Source organism: Dubosiella muris (genome assembly GCF_004793885.1).
Lineage (GTDB): Bacteria > Bacillota_I > Bacilli_A > Erysipelotrichales > Erysipelotrichaceae > Dubosiella > Dubosiella muris.
The window spans coordinates 118,770-137,010 of sequence record NZ_SRYG01000003.1 but is presented as its reverse complement, the minus strand read 5'-3'; the positions used below and the strand labels follow the sequence as shown (position 1 = coordinate 137,010).

Sequence of the window (18,241 nt, the reverse complement as noted above, 5' to 3'; positions counted from 1 at the left end):
GAAAGAAGGGCAGCCTTCTTTCTTTTTTTACACGCTTTAGCACTTAAGTTGATTAAATGCTAGAACTTCGGTATAATAGAAAACAGGAATCAGGAGAGTGGAGGTATTGTGATGAAAAATGGAAAAGTACTAAGCTTTACAATGGGATGCGAAGCGGATCCCACATCCCGCGTCAAAGTGGTTTCGGACGGAGAAATCATCCGGGTGGAGGGGTTGAGCGACGAGGGGGAGCCCTTCACGATCGACTTCGAGCTGCCTTTGGAAGGATTGCGCCAGTTTCAGGAAAACGTCAAGCCGTTTTTGACGAGCAGCGACGACGTGGATTTGGAAAACCCGACGAATTACGACTGGACGCTCAAATACAAGGCGGACGGCATGGAAATGAGCACCAATGGAATCATTTCCTCCGCCAACGTGTTCAAGGATATGAAGGTCAATATTTTGAAGACGTTGTACGAGGTGCAGCAAAAATACGACTACGCGATGAAAAACGGCGCCGAGCTCAAAGAGCTGGTCGATCGGATCGAGGAAAAAGCGGAGTAAAGCGAATTTGGAGAAATCTTTGATGGTTTCTCTTTTTTATTGCTGATAGAATGAAATAAAAAGGAGGATATATTAAGTTATAAAAAATAGAAAAAAGTGTATAAATATGGGTATAGTGTGTTCATATAGAAAGGGTTGTATTTATGAACACAAAGAATATCACAAACTATAAACCCAAAGATTTTGCTGAGTTATTGGGTGTATCAGTCAAGACATTGCAGAGATGGGACAGAGAAGAAATATTGAAAGCTCATCGAACTCCTACTGATAGAAGATATTATACTTACGACCAGTATCTACAATTCAAAGGAATACAAACAGAAAATGATGTTAGAGATGTTGTCATTTACGCAAGGGTTTCTACAAGAAATCAAAAAGATGATTTACATAATCAAGTAGAATTTTTAAAACAATTCTGTAATGCTAAAGGTGTTATTGGAAATCAATGTATTGAAGATTTCGGAAGCGGATTAAATTATGATCGCAATAAATGGAACAGACTGCTTGAAGAAGTCATGGAAAACAAAATCAGAACAATAGTGATTTCGAATAAAGACAGATTTGTTCGGTTTGGCTATGACTGGTTCGAACGATTTTGCGAAAAATTCAACACAAAAATAATCGTTGTCAACAGCGAAACATTTTCGCCAAGTGAAGAACTTGTGCAGGATATCGTTTCAATCTTAGATGTATTCACTTACAGGTTATATGGTCTTCGAAAGTATAAGAAACAGATCAGGGAGGATGATGACATTGTTAAAGAGCTTCAAAACGGAAATTGATCCGACTTTGGAACAGAAACAAAAGATCCATCAAACGATCGGAACATGCCGATTCGTTTATAACTTTTATCTTTCACATAACAAAGAAGTCTATGAAGCAGAAAAGAAATTTGCCTCCGGCATGGATTTTCAAAAATGGCTCAACAATGTTTATTTGAAAGAGCATCCTGAATTTTCATGGATCAAGGATGTTAGTTCTAAATCCGTCAAACAGAGTATCATGAATGCCGATAAAGCGTTCCGAAGCTTTTTCAAACATCAAACCAGTTTTCCTAAATTCAAGAAAAAAGGGACATCCGATGTAAAGATGTACTTTGTTAAGACGGATGCCAAGGCCGTCATCTATTGCGAACGTCACAGGATCAAGATCCCGACTTTAGGATGGGTAAGACTGAAAGAAAAAGGGTATCTTCCTACCACAAAATCAGGAATGGTGATCAAAAGCGGCACCGTTTCCATGAAGGCAGGAAGATATTATGCCTCGGTGGTGGTAGAAATACCTGACTCTCCTTCGGTTAAAAACAACGAAAATGAAGGCATCGGAATTGATCTAGGATTGAAGGATCTTGCGATTGTTTCCGATGGCAAGGCCTATAAAAACATCAATAAATCAGCAAAAATAAAAAAACTTGAAAACCGACTGCGGAGAGAGCAAAGAAGTCTTTCACGCAAGTTAGAAAATACAAAGAAAGGAGAGTCTACTCAAAAAAATATCCAAAAACAAAAGCTCAAGGTACAAAAGCTTCATCAAAGGATGGACAATATCCGTACGGATTACATCAATAAGACAGTATCAGAGATCGTGAAAACCAAGCCATCTTATATTACTGTAGAAGATTTAAATGTAACCGGGATGATGAAGAACAAGCATTTATCAAAAGCAGTTGCTTCCCAAAAGTTTTATGAGTTTAGAGTCAAACTGGAAGCGAAATGCAAAGAAAGAGGCATTGAATTGAGGATCGCTGACAGGTGGTATCCATCATCGAAAATGTGCCACTGCTGCGGAAGTATCAAGAAAGATTTAAAACTTTCAGATCGAGTGTTCCGCTGCCAATGTGGTTATGTTGAAAACAGAGATCTCAATGCAAGTCTTAATTTAAGAGATGCAACAACCTACACCATTGCATAACGAACAAGCAAATGTAGGTATGTACCGAAGGCTGATTCGGGAATTTACGACTGTGGAGTGTACAAGAACTTGTGAGTAGTGTTGCCGCTTACGGAACATAAAAGCATACACGAAGAAGCAGTAAGAAATATCCGTGAGGATTTCAATTCTCGATGTGTTTGAGTATGTTTAGACACATTTTGAGTAGCAGAAAACGCATGAAAACTGTTTTGAAAGTATCGCATTTGCGCAAGGCGTTTAAACACAGGGAAATTTTGTCCGACGTGTCGTTTTCGCTGAAAGAAGGGGAAATCGTGGGCTTTGTCGGCCGCAACGGCGCCGGAAAATCGACGACGATGAAATGCGTGGTCGGCTTGCTTCAGCCCCAAGGCGGAACGATCGAGGTCGACGTCAAAAACATCGTCACCCAACGGGAAGCGGCTTTGCGACGCATCGCTGCGCAAATCGAGGATCCCGCGCTGTTTGAAACGATGAGCGGCCGCGACAACTTGCGGCTGTTTGCCGCGCTCAACCACGTCGAAAAGTCCCGGATCGCCAACATGGAGGCGTTTTCCGGCCTCCAAGGCGCTTTGAAATGCCGGGTGGAAACGTATTCCATGGGGATGAAGCAGCGGCTCGCCTTGGCCATCGCGCTGTTGAAAAAGCCGCGGGTGCTTTTGCTGGACGAGCCAATGAATGGATTGGACGCCCAGGGCGTGCAGGCGCTTCGCGCCGAGCTCAAGGCGCTTGCCCGCAAGGAAAAGATGGCGATTCTCGTGTCGAGCCACCAGCTGGCGGAAATCGAGAAGATGTGCGACCGCATCGTCGGTCTCAAGGAAGGAAGAATTTACGATTTGCCGTTGGAAGGAAAAACGACGTCGTATGTCATTCGCACGAATCGTCCAATCGCGAACCCGGAAGGCTTGACGACGCTCGAATCCGGGACGTATCGTTTCGATTTGGATGGTGGCAATCTGACGGACCGGCTCGCGGCAATCGAACGGACGCATCGAGTCCGCGTCGTCGGTATCGAGCCATCGCGTCACGATTTGGAAGCCGTGTACAACGAGTTCCAGGAGGCGGGTTATGACGTATGAGTTGCGCAAGCTCGTTCGCAATCCGCGCGCGTGGATCGTGTATTCGTTTTTTGTGGCGGGGCTGCTTTTGTTTTGGGGGCTCGCGCTTGTAGAAAACGGCCAGTCCATCCGATACGCCGCCAACCGGTATTCGTACATGGCGTATACGGCCAACAAGCGGCTTCACGACTTGTCCAGGCCGCTGATGCCCGGGGAAAGCGAATTTTTGTACGAGGCGCACGATGTCGCCAGGGCGATTTCCAAAGCGTACGAAAACGGAGAAAACACGACGCCGGGATTTGTAGTCCTGCGCCAAAGCTGGGACGAGCTCGTCGCCAAAGCCGATAAAAACGGCTATCCGTACGCGGATTTTGGCTACGACTCTACCATCGAGACAACAGCGTATTTACAACAGTCTGAAGCCTGCTTAAAGCGAAATATCGGTCTGCTGGCTTCAGACTGGCAGCCGGACGCCGTGAATTTGAACGCGCAATGGACGTTGCGGGGCGGATGGCTCGCGGTAGCGTTGTTTTGTCTCGTGTTGTGGATGGACACGATTGGCGCTGAAATGGACAATGGAACCTTTAAGCTCGTGTTCACGTCGCTGACGCCGCGCAAAACGATTTTTTGGTCGAAAATTCTCGTGTCGCTGCTTGTGGCCGGCGCGCTTTGCCTGACGGTCGGGCTCGTGCTTGGCGGCGTCGGCCTGGTTTACGGAATCGGGACGCTGGACTATCCGTACATCGTCCATCAGCGTATTGTGTCGGGCGCGTCGCTACTGGGCCTGGGTGTGGCGTGGAGCGGATGCGTGGTTGTTGGCTTGCTTGGGATGTTTTTGTGGGTGTTCTCGTGGCGTCTGAAGCCGATGGACGCGTTTTGCGCGTGCTTGCTCGTTTTGGCTGGCTTGCTGTGGCTTGGCGCCTGGCGAATGGAGCTTGTGCTGACGTTGCCCGTATGGCGGCTTGGCGGTGGCGCGTTCGCGCTGGCGGGTGTCGGGATGGCCGGACTCGCTCTGCGGCGGTTAGAGCGAAAGGAGCTGGGAACATGAAAGCGTATGGATGGTTCGAATGGAAGCGCTGGATGCATTCGAAGAAAAACGTCGTGCTGCTCGTCCTGCTCGTTTGTGTCGAGCTGCTGACGCTGCGGATGATGATGCAAATGGATCGCTATACCGATCCGGTGCCGATGACGGATCCGGAAACGATTTGGATCCGGCCATTGAAGACGAGGGAGCAGCTTTCCATGCTTTCCGAGCAAAAGAAGCAGGAGGCGTACGCTCTCATCGAACAAAGCGAGAAGGACATGGATTTTTTGCGGGCGAATTTGGAAAAGGCGGATCTGGCCAAGCAGCACGAGGAATGGCAGCCGTTTTTGAAAGCGTCGATCGTCAATTTTTTGATGCTGGCGCGGCTGGAGGAAATCAGCGAGGCGACCAGCTTTCACGAGCAGGATTTTATTCACCAAAAACAAATCGAGGCGTTGTACCGCCAGTACGATGCGCCCGATCTTGGCCGCTACGCGTCCATCGCCAACTTGCCAATGGGACATTCCTCCTATCCGGTGTACGAGAAATACGTTCGCTATTTTGACGCGCTCGTTGAAAATCACCTCGTCCCGGCTTCGGTGTACGATGTAAGCGCGGGGACGGTGTTTTTGCAGCTGGCGCGCTCCGTGCTTCCGCTGGCGGCCGTTCTTTTGACGGGATGTTTGTTTTGGCAGACGAAAAAAGAGCGGCGGGCCGAAAGCATGCTGTTGACGGTGCCGTATTTGAGAAGGCGGCTCGTGCGTTATGAAAGCGTGGCGAGAGCGGGCTGGATCGGTTTCTGGCTCGTCGTTCCGATCGCGCTTATGAGCGTATTCTTTGGAATGACGCAAGGCTGGTCGTCGTGGCATACGCCGGTGTTCGTGTTCGCGCCGGGGTTGACGTCGTTTGCCACGCCGCTGGCGCAAACGCAAGACGGGATGATGTCGATTCCCATCGGTTTGACGATTTTAAACGGCGACACGTATGTGGAGCCGGCGATGGAGCTGATGACGTGTGCGCAGGTGACGGGACTCGCTTTGCTTTTGGGTGGTTTGTTTGTGTTGTTTTTAGTGGAGTACGAGCTGTTTTTGGAGAAAGTGTTTCCCACGTCGTTTCTGGCGATTGTCGTGTATTTTATCTCGATTGGTCTGCTCATGGCGGCGCAGGGCGGGGTGTGGAATCCGATGCGCTATATGGATCCGGTGTCTGTTTTAACCGGCTACGCGGGTGCCTCGTACGGAGCGGGGCTTTGCGTCTTGTTTGGCTATACGGCGCTGTTTTGGCTGTTGAATCGGGGGCTCACAAAAAAACGTGTCCGATGATCAGACACGTTCCTGCACGATCTTGAATCCTTTGGCTTCGAGGTCGTGCTTTATTTTTTCGATGTGGGCGTGGTTGCGCGTTTCGACGGTGACTTTCAAAAAGCAGGCGTTGATGTCCATGTCCGGGTCGGCGTTGTCGTAGTCGACCGTGACGACGTTGCCGCCGTTTTCCGAGATGATTTTCGAAACGCCAAGCAGCTGGCCGGGCTTGTCAGTCAAAGCGATCGTGAAGCTTGTTTTGCGTCCGCTCAGCAGCAGGCCGCGCGTCATGACGCGGTCGATGATGTTGACGTCGATGTTGCCGCCCGACAACACGCAGACGACGTTCTTGCCTTCGATCGGCAGCTTGTTGAACATGGCGGCGGCTACTGAAACGGCGCCGGCGCCTTCCGTGACGAGCTTTTGTTTTTCCATCAGCGTCAGGATGGCGGCCGCGATCTCGTCTTCGGACACTGTGATGATGTCGTCAACGTAGCGACTGACGATGTCGAACGTGTTGTCGCCCGGGTGCTTGACGGCGATGCCGTCGGCAAACGTGTTGACGGCATCCAGCGTGCGCTGCTCGCCGCTCTTGAACGATTCGTACATGCTGGCGGCGTTGGCGGCCTGCACGCCATACACTTTGATGTTCGGGTTCAGGCTTTTGATGGTGAACGCGATGCCGGAAATGAGTCCGCCGCCGCCAATCGGGACGACGATGGCGTCAATGTCGTCCAGCTGGTCGAGAATTTCCAGCGCGATCGTTCCCTGGCCCGCGATGACATCCTCGTCGTCGTAAGGATGGATGAATGTCAAGCCTCGTTCCTGGCAAAGCTCGGCGGCTTTTGTGTAGGAGTCGTCGTAGGCGCCTTCGACAAGGCAGACGTCGGCGCCATAGTTTTTCGTGGCTTCCACTTTGGAAAGCGGCGCGCTGTCCGGCATGCAAATCGTGCACGGAATGCCCGCGTGCTGCGCTGACAAGGCGACACCCTGGGCGTGGTTGCCCGCCGAGCTGGCGATGATGCCGTTGGCTTTCTCCTCTTCGGTCAGCTTGCTGATTTTATAGTAGGATCCTCGAATCTTGAAGCTGCCGGTCACTTGCAGGTTCTCCGTTTTTAAATACAAGTGGTTGTTGCAGTGGATATTTTGGGCTTCGATCAAATCCGTCCGACGGATCACTTTTTTCAATACGCTGCTTGCGTGGTATACTTTGTCGATCGTCAACATTCGTAAAAAACCTCTTTCCTTCACTCAAATGAATGGTAAAATTATAGCACAAAACAATCGAAAAGAAAGGGAATGAAAATGAATTTGCAAATTTTTGAAAGAAAATTACATTCTTTGGTCGTCTTTCATTCGTTTTACGAGCAGCCGCTCTTCAAAACGCTTCTTTTGTGCCTGCAAAGCGGGACGGAGGACGAGTTCGTTTGCCGGTACAGCCGTCTTTGCGCCTTGATTTACGCGCAGGGGGCGAATCTCTCCGATCTCGTATACGATTTGGTCGTCAACGACGAGAACTTTTACGTGCTGAAAAAAGGAAGCGGGGAAGCGGTTAGCTTGTCGATGGAAGACTCGCTCGTTCGCGAGCTGGATCTTTTGCAGCAAATACACGATTTGAAAAGCGACGATTTGCTCGAGGCGTTTTCACCGACGATCGAGCTGGCGAAATGGGACAACACGCCCCGCGATTTGAAAGCGGAATACAGGAAGCGGATCGGGGAGCTTTCGAAAAAAGGATATGGCATGTTCGCGCGCTACCATATGTTTGGCATGGACGAGAACGGCTTGTTTCCAATTCAGCATCCCGATGGCCAGCTGTTGTCGCAGCTGACCGGCTACGAGCGGGAGCGAAGTCTGCTTTTAAAAAACACGCTCGCGTTTTTGCAGGGGATGAAGGCGAACAACGCCCTGTTGTATGGCGACGCCGGAACAGGGAAAAGCTCGACGATCAAGGCCATCGTCAACGAATACCATCCGGATGGCTTGCGGCTTGTGGAAATCAAGAAAAGCCAAATCGCGCTTTTGCCCTCGCTCATTGAATCGCTGGCGGACAATCCGCTGAAATTCATCCTTTTTATCGACGATTTAAGCTTTCAGACCGGTGACGACGAGTTTGTCGCTTTGAAAAATATTTTGGAGGGCGGCAGCGTGGCATCCAACCACAATGTCGTCGTTTACGCGACAAGCAACCGGCGCCACCTTGTGAAAGAAAACTTCGCGGACCGGAACGGCTCGGAAATCCATCGCAACGATGCGATCCAGGAAACCGCGTCGCTGGCCGCCCGGTTCGGCTTGACGATCACGTTTTCCAAACCGGCCAAGGATTTGTATTTGGAAATTGTCAGAAGCTATGCTAAGCAATATGGCTTGCGGCTGGACGAAGACGAGCTGCTCATTAAGGCGGAGGGGTTTGCGCTGCGCAACAACGGACGCTCGCCAAGAACGGCGCGCCAGTTCGTGGAGCACGAGAAGATTTTGGAAACCGTGGAATAAACAAAAAACAGTCGGAATCCCGAATGGATTTCGGCTGTTCTTTTTCTTTCTGCTTATTTTAAAACGGCTCCCTTGTCGGCGCCTTGCACCATACGCTGGTAGCGCGACAGCCATCCCGATTTGAATGCGGATTCAAAGGGTTTCTGGCTCTTTCTACGCTCTTCGAATGTTTCGTCGTCCACGTGCGCGTGGATGGAGTAGTTTGGAATGTCGATCGTGATCAAGTCGCCTTCCTCAAGCAGTCCAATCGTTCCGCCCGCGGCCGCCTCTGGTGCCACATGGCCGATCGAAGCGCCCCGGGACGCGCCCGAGAAGCGTCCATCCGTGATGAGCGCCACGGTCTTGTCGAGCTTCATGCCCGCCAGCGCGCTGGTCGGATTGAGCATTTCGCGCATGCCGGGACCGCCTTTCGGGCCTTCGTAGCGAATTACGACGACGTCGCCATCGTGAATGCCCCCCGCGTAAATCGTCTCGATCGCCTCTTCTTCCGAGTTGAATACGCGGGCCGGACCGGTGTGCTTCATCATGCTTTCATCGACGGCGCTGCGTTTGACGACGCAGCCATCCGGGGCAATATTGCCAAATAAAACAGCGATTCCGCCCGTTTTCGAATATGGCGTTTCGACCGGGCGAATCGTGTCCGGATCTTTGTTAAAGGCGAATTCGATATTTTCACCAACGGTTTTGCCGTTGACGGTCAACAGCGACGTGTCGATCAATCCCATTTTGTTCAGCTCGTGGTAAACCGCTTGCAGTCCACCGGCTTTGTCCAAGTCGTGCATATGGGTTTTTCCGGCTGGAGCGAGATGGCAAAGGTTGGGTACCTTTTCGCTGAACTCGTTGAACGTGTTGAGCGAAAGCGGGCAGCCGGCCTCGTTGGAAATGGCGAGCAGGTGGAGCACGGAATTGCTCGAGCAGCCAAGCGCCATGTCGCACGTCAGCGCGTTGCGGATGGATCGTTCATGAAGGATGTCCTTGATCTTGATGTCTTTTTCGACAAGATCCATGATCGCCATGCCGGCTTTTTTCGCTAGTTGCAGTCTTCTGGCCTGGACAGCCGGAATCGTTCCGTTGCCCGGCAGCGCGATGCCAAGTGCCTCGCACAGGCAGTTCATCGAGTTGGCGGTGTACATGCCCGAGCAGCTTCCGCATCCCGGACACGTGTTCGTTTCGAACTCCATGAGCTTCTCGTCGTCAATCAAGTTCGCTTTCCGGGCGCCGACAGCTTCAAACATCTTGGACAGTGACGTGTCCTCGTTGTCCACGCAGCCCGACATCATCGGACCGCCGCTGACCACGACGGTCGGCAGGTTCAGCCGCAAGGCGCCCATGACCATGCCCGGCACGATTTTGTCGCAGTTGGGCACGAGGACAAGGCCGTCAAAGGCGTGCGCCTGCGCCATCGTTTCCACGGAATCGGCGATCAGCTCCCGGCTTGGCAGGGAGTACTTCATGCCGACATGGCCCATCGCGATGCCGTCGCATACGCCAATCGAAGGCACCATGATGGGGGTTCCTCCCGCCATGCGTACGCCGGCTTTCACGGCTTCGACGATTTTGTCGAGATGGAAGTGGCCCGGCACGATGTCGCTGTGGGCGCTCACGATCCCGATCAGCGGGCGGTCCAGTTCCTCTTTCGTATAGCCCATCGCGTAAAAGAGGGAGCGCATCGGCGCTTTTTCAATTCCCTCCGTGACCGCTTTGCTTTTGTGTTTGTTCATAGTCGACTCCTTTCTTATTCCTCGTCTTCGACTTCCGTATTGGCATCCCGCGAAATGCCGGTCACGCCGGTGCGGCAAACTTCCAGCACGTCGTAGCAGGACAACATATCCAAAAAGCCGTCGATTTTCTCGCTCGCGCCGGTGAGCTCCACGATCATGCACGTTTTGGAAAGCGAAATGATCTTGCCTCGGTAAATGTCCACGATTTCGCGGATCGCCGCGCGGTTTGTCTTGTCGCACGCCACTTTGACAAGCAGCAGCTCGCGAAACAGCGAGCGTCCTTTCTCCAATGTGAAGATGTCGCGCACGACTTCGAGCTTGCGCGTCTGCGTCAAAATTTGATGGAGCGATTGCTCGTTGCCGTTGAAAACCGCCGTGATTCTGGAAATCGCCGGGTCGCTTGTCGTGGAAACGGTAAGCGATTCGATATTGAATCCGCGGCGTCCAAACAAAGAGGCGACGCGGGTCAGCACGTTGGCGCTGTTGTCGACAAATATACTGATAACTTCTCTTTTCATACGTCTTTCTTCCTCTCTCAGTTCGTGATCATGTCCTCGATGGTTCCGCCATTTGGAATCATCGGCAGGACGCGCTCTTCCTTGGCGATGTTGCAGGCGATCCAAACCGGGCCGTCTTCCTTGAGCGCTTGTGTGAACGCGTCCTTAAACTGCTCGATCGTGTTCACTTCAAATCCTTTGGCGCCAAATCCTTTGGCGAGCTGGACGTAGTCGGTTTGCCGCTGCAAAATCGTCTGGGAGTAGTGTTTGTTGTAGAAAACCGTTTGCCATTGATACACCATGCCCAGCACTTTGTTGTCGAAGATGATCGTGATAATCGGCAGGCGGTTGCTGACAGCGGTGCACGCTTCGTTCAAGTTCATATGGAAGCTGCCATCACCCGTAAAGTGGATGACGCGCTTTTCCGGCTTTCCAAACTGGGCCCCAATCGCGGCGCCATAGCCGTATCCCATCGTGCCTAGACCGCCGCTTGTCAGGAAGTTTTCGGCTTTTTCATGCTTTAAATACTGTGCCGCCCACATTTGATGCTGGCCGACATCGGTCACGTAAATCGTTTCCTTGTCGGTCAAGTCGCACGCTGCCTCGATGATGTCTTTTGGACGGATCGTCGCCTCTTTGACATCGGTTTCGACGAATTTCCGGAAGGACGACACGTGTTTGATCCAGGCGTCGTTGCGTTTTTGCTCAAGCTTTGGCAGCAGGGCGGTCAAAAAGTCTTTCACGTCGGCTACGACATCGAAGTTGATCAGGACGTTTTTGTTGATTTCCGATTCGTCGATATCGACATGGACGATGGCCGCGCGCTGGGCGAAACGATTTGGATTCAACGCGACGCGATCCGAAAAGCGGGTGCCTAGCGCGATGACCAAATCCGCCTGGTCGATCGCCTGGTTGGCCGCCATGCTGCCGTGCATTCCAATCAAGCCAAGGTTGCGGGGATCGTCGTGCTTGAGAACGCCGGCGCCCATCAAGGTGTACGTGGCGACCGCGTCAATGCGCTCGATGAACGCGTTCAGCTCCTCCTTGGCTTGACTGGACGCCACGCCGCCGCCAAAGTAAACAACCGGACGTTTCGACAAAGCGATGGCTTCGGCGATTTCATCCAGCTTTTTTTCATCCAAAGCGGGATGGGGCTTTTTAGGCAAAGGCGGCTGCGCGGTGTATTCATACAAATTGTTCGGCGCCGTGACATCTTTGGTAATGTCGACGAGAACGGGACCCTTTCTTCCTTCGTTGGCGATGCGGAACGCGTTGCGCAGCGAGTCGGCCAGATTTTCGATTTTATTGACAAAAAAATTGTGCTTGGTAATCGGCAGCGTGACGCCGGTGATGCTCACTTCCTGGAAGGCGTCCCGGCCAATGGCTTCGTCGTTGACGTTGCATGTGATGGCGACCATCGGCACGCTGTCCAAAAAAGCCGTCGCGATGCCCGTCACCAAATTGGTCGCCCCCGGACCGCTGGTCGCGAACACGACGCCCGTTTTTCCAGTCGCCCGGGCGTAGCCGTCGGCCGCGTGGCTGGCCCCTTGCTCGTGCGCGGTGAGCACATGGTGAATTTTATCCTGATAATCGTAGATGGAATCGTAAACGTTGAGGGCCGTGCCGCCCGGATAACCAAAAATCGTGTCGACACCGTGCTCACGTAAAATTTCCATAATGATTTGTGATCCATTTAATTTCATAACTGATGTTGGAGCTTTCGCTCTTCTCTCCTTTCTCAAATGATCCAATGATCTTAAAAGAAATTATAATATATTCTTGAAAACGAAACAATCTTTGTTTCATGAATTTTCATTGTTTCATCCGGACAGGAATCGACCTTTCAGCCAATCAAAGCGTGGAAGACGCGCAGGATGTGGTATACTGACGCTGTTGGAAACCACAAAAGGCTGGCATGTCCTATATAATATAGGAGAAAGATGGCTGGTGTTGGCTTCACGGAGGTAAAGCATGGAAAAGAAAGTATGGATCGCGACAAGCAACGCGCATAAGCTGGAAGAGTTTCAGGAAATGCTAGGCGCGGATGTCGAAATCAAAAGTTTTAAAGATTTGAAGGAGCCGATCGACATCGTGGAAGATGGAAAGACATTTGAGGAAAACGCGCTCATCAAAGCCAGAGCGCTGTATGAACGCGTGCACGAACCGGTTTTTGCCGACGACTCCGGTTTGGAAGTGGATGCGATGGACAAAGCGCCGGGGGTGTACTCCGCCCGCTTTATGGGCGAAGACACGTCGTATGCTATAAAAAACGATTTCATCTTGCGGCAAGTCGAAGGAAAAACGCGGACGGCCCGCTACGTGTGCGCCATCGCGTATGTGGACGGAAGCGAAGAGCGCGTGTACCGCGGGGAAGTGGAAGGGGAAATCAGCGAGAAGCCGATTGGATCCAACGGCTTTGGCTACGATCCGATTTTTTACTACCCGCCTTATCAGACGACGCTGGCCAACGTCAGCGATGAGAAAAAGCACGCGATCTCGCACCGGGGCATCGCGTTGCGTCGCTTCTTGGAGGACCAGAACCAATGATTCACGTTGTATTGTATGAGCCTGAAATTCCGGGCAACACGGGAAACATCATCCGCACCTGCATGGCGACAGGAAGCCGGCTTCATTTGATCGAGCCGCTTGGATTTTCGCTGGATGAAAAGCATTTGCGTCGCAGCGGCATGGACTACATTCGCGACGCGGACATTCATATCCATCCAAACTGGGACGCCTTTTTGCAGGAAAATCCGGACGCCTCCATGTATTTTATGACGCGTTACGGAAAGAGAGCGCCATCCGATTTTGATTTCACAAAAGAGCCGGGCGATATTTATTTAGTGCTTGGAAAAGAAAGCACGGGAATCGACAAGTCGATTTTGAAGGGGCACCTTGAAACTTGCATGCGGCTGCCGATGATCGCCAACGCCCGCTCCTTGAATCTTTCCAACTGCACCGCGATCGTCGTGTACGAGGTGCTTCGTCAGCTTGGCTATCCGGGCTTGAGCGGTCACGAGCAGCTCAAAGGGGAAGACTTCCTTGAAAATTATTCAGGCGATTGACAGCTTCTTCGCTTCGTTTGAGCAGCGGCTGGCGTGGGTGGAAACCGTCGTTTTAGGATGGTGGCTTTGGCAGTTTGTCTGGCTTGGCTTCATGATGGTCGATTTGTGGCGGGTGCGCGACGTGGACGCGCTGTTTGAGTTTTACGAATCCATGAACCGGTATTCGGCGGGCTTGTTTCCCCGGATCGCCTTCGCGGCAATGAACGCGAAAAAGATCGCGTCGGCGTTTACGCCTGGTGAACTGTTTTTGCTGGTTTTGTCGCTGGGACTGGTTGTGGCGCTTCGAAAAAAGGCGGGATATTTCCTTGCGGGACTTGTCGCGGGGCTGTTGGGATGGATCGCGGGGTGGATGGTCGTCGGACTGCAATGTGTTACGATTACAGCAGCTTTGAAAACGCTTTCTATTTTGTCTGCGGGCGGTATCCTTTTTTGCGCCGGTTTTGTGATTTTAGGGCTGTTTCAGCTTGTAATACTGATAAATACGATTGGAAATATGACAAACAAAACGAAAATTGTTCATGATTCGTAGACATTTTTTGAATTTCGATAATTTTATTAAAAATCACATATTTATCCATATTTAAGAAAAATCAACTTTAGATAAAGGAATTCATTACAAAATAAATTGAATATTCGCGGGAGGAAAGCCAAATGGTGCAAATCGAATTTTGCAAGAAATGAAATTTCATGTTAACCTATCCGTGTTGTAGCGAAGAGGTATAAGAAATGAATTTTATTGAAAAACACAGTAAATTATTGGCAGTAGCCTTATGCTTATGTGCTTCAGGTCCAGTTCTTTCTACCGTACATGCATATGAAACCCAGCCGGGATGGCATGGTGAGGATGCAGATCGTTATTATGTGTTGGAGTCGAATCGCCAGCGTGCGACCGGCCTGACAGAAATTGATGGCGAAGTCTATTACTTTAATGGGCAAGGAGAAATGCAGTTCGGATGGCAGAACGTTTCCAACGCAACGTATTACTTTGGAAAAGACGGTTCTGCGGAAACGGGCGAAACAACCATTCAAGGTACTACTTACAACTTCCAGTCGCAAGGCGGACTTGTGCAGGGATGGTCGGAAGATGGCAAAAGCTATTATGACGACCAGGGATTCAAAGTGGCAAAACAATGGATCGACCATGACGGAGTTAAGTATTACTTTGACGAAAACGGCAACGCCGTGACTGGTTGGGTGGACATTGACGGAAACCGCTATTACTTCGGTGAAAACGGAGCAATGGTCACGGGAACGTTTGAAGTGGATGGCAAAACGTATGTGACAGGAGACGACGGCGTCTTCCGCACAGGCTGGCAGGAAGCGAATGGATCGAAACAATATTTCGATGAAAGCGGAAACCAGGTAAAAGATACATTCCATGCGATCGAAGGTACGAACTACGCATTCGACGAAAACGGAAACTTAATGCAAAATACATCGAAAGATGGCTATACAATCGACGGAAACGGTGTCGTTACGGATGCGCCGGCAGTTGAAGATACGGAAGTTCCTGCAGAAACAACTACAGAAACTACAACACCACAGGAAACTCCAACGCAGCCGGAAGTGTCGCAGCCAGTGGAAACACCGGAAGTTGAACAACCGGTGGAAACACCAGAGGTTGAGCAGCCAGTCGAAACGCCGGTACAACCGGAAGAACAACAGCCAGTGGAAACACCAGTGGAGCCTGTTCAGCCAGAACAACCTCCAGTGGAAGCGCCAGTGGAGCCGGTAGTTCCGGAACAGCCGCCAGTCGTAGACACTGGAAAAGGACAGGCAATCGCCAACGCGGCGCTTGCTCAAGTCGGCATGACGCAGGACTGCACGATGCTGGCGACAAACGCTTTGGCGGCTGTGGGAATCAACTTCCACGGATGGCCGGAAGACTACGCGGCGCTTGGTTCTTGGACGAGCAGCCCGATAGCCGGTGACTTGATCATCTATTCCGGACATATCGCCGTTTACATTGGAAACGGACAAGCCGTTCACGGCGGATGGCTCGGAAGCCAGACTGTCGTTGCAGGAATCGACTGCGAACGCGCGCTGATTGGATTTATCCACGTCGCATAAATCGGAAAGAAGAAGTCTCCATTTGGAGGCTTTTTTTTGTGACACCCTCTGGACTTCATACCGACGAATCATGCTATAATAAAATACAAGGTGAAGAAAAAGGAGGAAAGAAATTTGCAACAGATTCAAACTGAAAAATTTAGTGATGTAAGTGTTCTTGTTCGTTCGCTCCTGCCTTTGGAACGCCGTACGATTACCGCTTACAACCTTTTAGTTTTTATGCTGAAGTCGAAAACGGCCGATTTCGACTCGAAGCAAAAGTTATCGATCGCCCTCAACCACGCGTACGGAATGAAAGTTTCCTACGGATTGACCGGCTATGGCCGGCAGGTGGCGCTCGACATCCGCTTTCAATACATTCGGCCCGAGCGCGTCAAGGATCCCGGTTATATCCATGAAGTCGTGCATATGATGGATCAGATTCTCCATCACGCGCTCTTTGATCAAAAATCCTTTGAAGAAGCGAAATACTTGCTTGCCAGCCGGCTGCGCCGGCAAAACGACGACCCGGATTCTCTCGCGCTCAAAACGGCGTTCGCGCTGGCCGCCGAGGACCACGATATCGCGATCCCGATTCAAGGCGCTTTGGAAGACATCGAGGCCCTGTCCTACGAAGAGGTCGTGGCGCTGTACGAATCGTGGAGAGCCCTTCCTCGTTTCGTTTCCTGCTGCGGAACGCTCGAACCGGTCATGGAGGCGTTTTTGAATGCCATTCCTCAATTCGAAAAACCGTCTTTGCGCATGGCGCTGATTCCTAGGACGAGTCCTTCGTTCCAGGTGCTTGAGAAAAATATCGCTCAAACTTCCATCGTGCAAGTATGGGCCACGTCGACTCCCATTGATTCATCCCGCTATTACCCGCTTCTTGTACTGAACTCGATTTTAGGCCAAGGTCCCATGTCGCTGCTCTTTGAGGAAGTGCGAGAAAAGAACAGCTTGTGCTATTCGATTTCTTCTTCTCTTGTCCGCTTTGACGGCGCCCTGCTTATTAGCACCGGCACATCCGCGGACTCCATCGCCCGCTGTTTGCGGCTGATCCAGGCGCAAATTCAGAAATGCGCCGACGGGCAGTTTTCCGATGAACAGCTGGAAATCGCCAAGATGGATTTGATAGACATGTTCCGGCGTCAGCAGGACCGGCCGTGGGCCATGATCGAGCAGCGCTTTCTCGACTCGATGCTTGAGCGCTCGGAGTCGCTGGCGCAACGCGTGGAAACGATTCGAACCATTGAGCGGGACCAGGTTTGCGAAGTCGCCAGTCGGCTCGCGCTTGTTTCAATGGCGATCGTAAAGGAGGATTTCGATGAAACCATGGAAAACTGAGATTCGAAAAAAAACGCTGAAAAACGGAGCCACCGTCATCCTGATCCGCAAACCGGACTACGTGCAGTCGTTTTTCCTTTGCGGATTTGGCACCGGGGGCTTTAATGTCCGCGAGCGGATCGCGGGCGAAACGATTCAAAACCGCACCGGCTGCGCTCATTTTTTAGAGCATCAAATGTTTCACTACCACGACGAGGATGTGAGCGACCTGTTCGCGAAAATGCAGGCGCAAACCAACGCCTTTACGTCGTATACGGAAACGGCCTACTATTTTTCAACGACGGCCGATATCGAGCGGCCGCTTTCGCTGCTGCTGGATTTTGTGCAAGGCCTTGACATTACCGAGAAAACCGTCGAGAAAGAAAAAGGAATTATCTTGAGCGAATACGCGATGTACGATCAAAATCCGGATTTTCGTCTGGTAAAAGAACTGTACGCCTCCATGTATGGCCGCCATCCGCTGAAATACGATATTTTAGGAACCGAACATGACATCGAGCAGATGAGCGTGACCGATTTGAAGGCGTTTTACGCCCGCAACTACGATCCTTCCCGCATGGTGATTGTCGGCATTACCGGACAGGAGCTGGATCCTGTATTCCAACACATTGAAGAGCAGGAAGAAAAATATCCTTCCCGCATCGAAAGCAAGGCGGTCCGCTTTTTTCCGGAAGAGCCGGCGCAAGTCGCGCGGGCGTTTTATTCCATGGAAATGGACGTTTCAGCGCCCTTTGTCGGCTTCGCGTACAAGCTTCACGGCTATGAAACGCTGGAGCAGTGCTTGAAGGTCGACACGGCGGTTTCGCTGTGGCTCGACTGCGTCCTCGGACCGGTCAATCCGCAATACCAGACGTGGCTTGACCATCAGGTCATTTCGCAAATGTGGGGAGCCGAGGCGGATTTCCACAAAGACCACGGCTATATTTTGTTTTACGCGCAAACTGAAAAAGTCGACGCGTTCCGCCAGGTGGTGGAGTCGATCGCGCGCGGAGAACAGGAAATCGCCCCGGAAGGCTTTGAAAGCTTGAAAATCCAGGCTTTGGCGCGCAACATACGCTCGCTGGACCATTTTGAGAGCCTCGCGATCGAAATGATGCGGGCCGAACTGGATGGCTACGACTATTTGGAATGGCTGGATCTAGTGGAAGAGTTGACGCTGGACGAGGTGCTGGACATCGTGAAGTCCCTGGATTTTTCCAATGTTTGCGAAGTGCGCATCGACCCGTTGCGGGATTAAA

Annotated in this window: 17 protein-coding genes; 13 read left to right on the top strand and 4 right to left on the bottom strand. The window is 51.3% G+C overall.

Annotation, left to right across the window (positions count from 1 at the left end; all coding sequences use genetic code 11):
• Positions 1-111 precede the first annotated feature (111 nt).
• The 6 genes from E5336_RS02360 (at position 112) to E5336_RS02335 (ending at position 5,855) form a co-directional block, all read left to right on the top strand.
• Positions 112-543, top strand: coding sequence for a hypothetical protein (locus E5336_RS02360; RefSeq protein ID WP_135979489.1), 432 nt, complete (start codon positions 112-114; stop codon positions 541-543).
• A 158-nt stretch (positions 544-701) separates the two neighbouring features.
• Positions 702-1,325 carry an IS607 family transposase gene (locus E5336_RS02355; RefSeq protein WP_168353521.1) on the top strand — a complete coding sequence of 208 codons (624 nt, stop codon included), beginning with the start codon at positions 702-704 and terminating at the stop codon, positions 1,323-1,325.
• The gene (locus E5336_RS02350; RefSeq protein WP_135979487.1) at positions 1,288-2,454 is read left to right on the top strand and encodes an RNA-guided endonuclease InsQ/TnpB family protein; all 1,167 of its coding nucleotides are present in this window, start codon (positions 1,288-1,290) and stop codon (positions 2,452-2,454) included. The genes E5336_RS02355 and E5336_RS02350 overlap by 38 nt, the downstream gene beginning before the upstream one ends.
• A 197-nt stretch (positions 2,455-2,651) precedes the next feature.
• On the top strand, positions 2,652-3,530 hold the full coding sequence (locus E5336_RS02345) for an ABC transporter ATP-binding protein (protein ID WP_168353519.1): 879 nt from the start codon (positions 2,652-2,654) through the stop codon (positions 3,528-3,530).
• Complete coding sequence (locus E5336_RS02340) at positions 3,520-4,557, top strand: ABC transporter permease subunit (RefSeq protein ID WP_135979485.1); 1,038 nt, start codon at positions 3,520-3,522, stop codon at positions 4,555-4,557. The genes E5336_RS02345 and E5336_RS02340 overlap by 11 nt, the downstream gene beginning before the upstream one ends.
• Complete coding sequence (locus E5336_RS02335; protein WP_135979484.1) at positions 4,554-5,855, top strand: hypothetical protein; 1,302 nt, start codon at positions 4,554-4,556, stop codon at positions 5,853-5,855. The genes E5336_RS02340 and E5336_RS02335 overlap by 4 nt, the downstream gene beginning before the upstream one ends.
• Here E5336_RS02335 and ilvA read toward each other — a convergent pair whose 3' ends face one another.
• Complete coding sequence (gene ilvA, locus E5336_RS02330; RefSeq protein ID WP_135979483.1) at positions 5,856-7,061, bottom strand: threonine ammonia-lyase; 1,206 nt, start codon at positions 7,059-7,061, stop codon at positions 5,856-5,858. It lies immediately after the preceding gene.
• 78 nt (positions 7,062-7,139) lie between these two features.
• On the opposite strand from ilvA, the gene E5336_RS02325 reads away from it, so the two are divergent.
• Positions 7,140-8,327: an ATP-binding protein gene (locus tag E5336_RS02325; RefSeq protein ID WP_168353518.1), complete on the top strand. Its 1,188-nt coding sequence runs from the start codon at positions 7,140-7,142 to the stop codon at positions 8,325-8,327.
• A gap of 53 nt (positions 8,328-8,380) precedes the next feature.
• On the opposite strand, the gene ilvD is transcribed toward E5336_RS02325, so the two are convergent.
• From ilvD to ilvB, 3 genes are read right to left on the bottom strand one after another with little or no spacing between them, the layout of a single operon-like run.
• On the bottom strand, positions 8,381-10,048 hold the full coding sequence (gene ilvD, locus E5336_RS02320; protein ID WP_135979481.1) for a dihydroxy-acid dehydratase: 1,668 nt from the start codon (positions 10,046-10,048) through the stop codon (positions 8,381-8,383).
• Positions 10,049-10,062: 14 nt separating this feature from the next.
• Positions 10,063-10,566: an acetolactate synthase small subunit gene (gene ilvN, locus E5336_RS02315; RefSeq protein ID WP_135979480.1), complete on the bottom strand. Its 504-nt coding sequence runs from the start codon at positions 10,564-10,566 to the stop codon at positions 10,063-10,065.
• 17 nt (positions 10,567-10,583) lie between these two features.
• Complete coding sequence (gene ilvB, locus E5336_RS02310) at positions 10,584-12,248, bottom strand: biosynthetic-type acetolactate synthase large subunit (protein ID WP_135979479.1); 1,665 nt, start codon at positions 12,246-12,248, stop codon at positions 10,584-10,586.
• A gap of 268 nt (positions 12,249-12,516) precedes the next feature.
• Here ilvB and rdgB point away from each other — a divergent pair, with 268 nt between their 5' ends.
• The 6 genes from rdgB (at position 12,517) to yfmH (ending at position 18,240) form a co-directional block, all read left to right on the top strand.
• A complete protein-coding gene (gene rdgB, locus E5336_RS02305) occupies positions 12,517-13,092 on the top strand; it encodes an RdgB/HAM1 family non-canonical purine NTP pyrophosphatase (RefSeq protein WP_135979478.1) in 576 nt (191 codons plus the stop codon).
• On the top strand, positions 13,089-13,610 hold the full coding sequence (locus E5336_RS02300; RefSeq protein WP_135979477.1) for a tRNA (cytidine(34)-2'-O)-methyltransferase: 522 nt from the start codon (positions 13,089-13,091) through the stop codon (positions 13,608-13,610). Before rdgB ends, E5336_RS02300 begins: the two co-directional genes overlap by 4 nt.
• Positions 13,588-14,139, top strand: coding sequence for a hypothetical protein (locus E5336_RS02295; RefSeq protein WP_135979476.1), 552 nt, complete (start codon positions 13,588-13,590; stop codon positions 14,137-14,139). The genes E5336_RS02300 and E5336_RS02295 overlap by 23 nt, the downstream gene beginning before the upstream one ends.
• A gap of 332 nt (positions 14,140-14,471) precedes the next feature.
• A complete protein-coding gene (locus tag E5336_RS02290; protein ID WP_277820744.1) occupies positions 14,472-15,680 on the top strand; it encodes an NlpC/P60 family protein in 1,209 nt (402 codons plus the stop codon).
• A 219-nt stretch (positions 15,681-15,899) separates the two neighbouring features.
• The gene (locus E5336_RS02285; protein ID WP_135979474.1) at positions 15,900-17,003 is read left to right on the top strand and encodes a M16 family metallopeptidase; all 1,104 of its coding nucleotides are present in this window, start codon (positions 15,900-15,902) and stop codon (positions 17,001-17,003) included.
• Positions 16,984-18,240: an EF-P 5-aminopentanol modification-associated protein YfmH gene (gene yfmH / locus E5336_RS02280; protein WP_135979473.1), complete on the top strand. Its 1,257-nt coding sequence runs from the start codon at positions 16,984-16,986 to the stop codon at positions 18,238-18,240. Before E5336_RS02285 ends, yfmH begins: the two co-directional genes overlap by 20 nt.
• The last annotated feature ends 1 nt before the right edge of the window (position 18,241 follow it).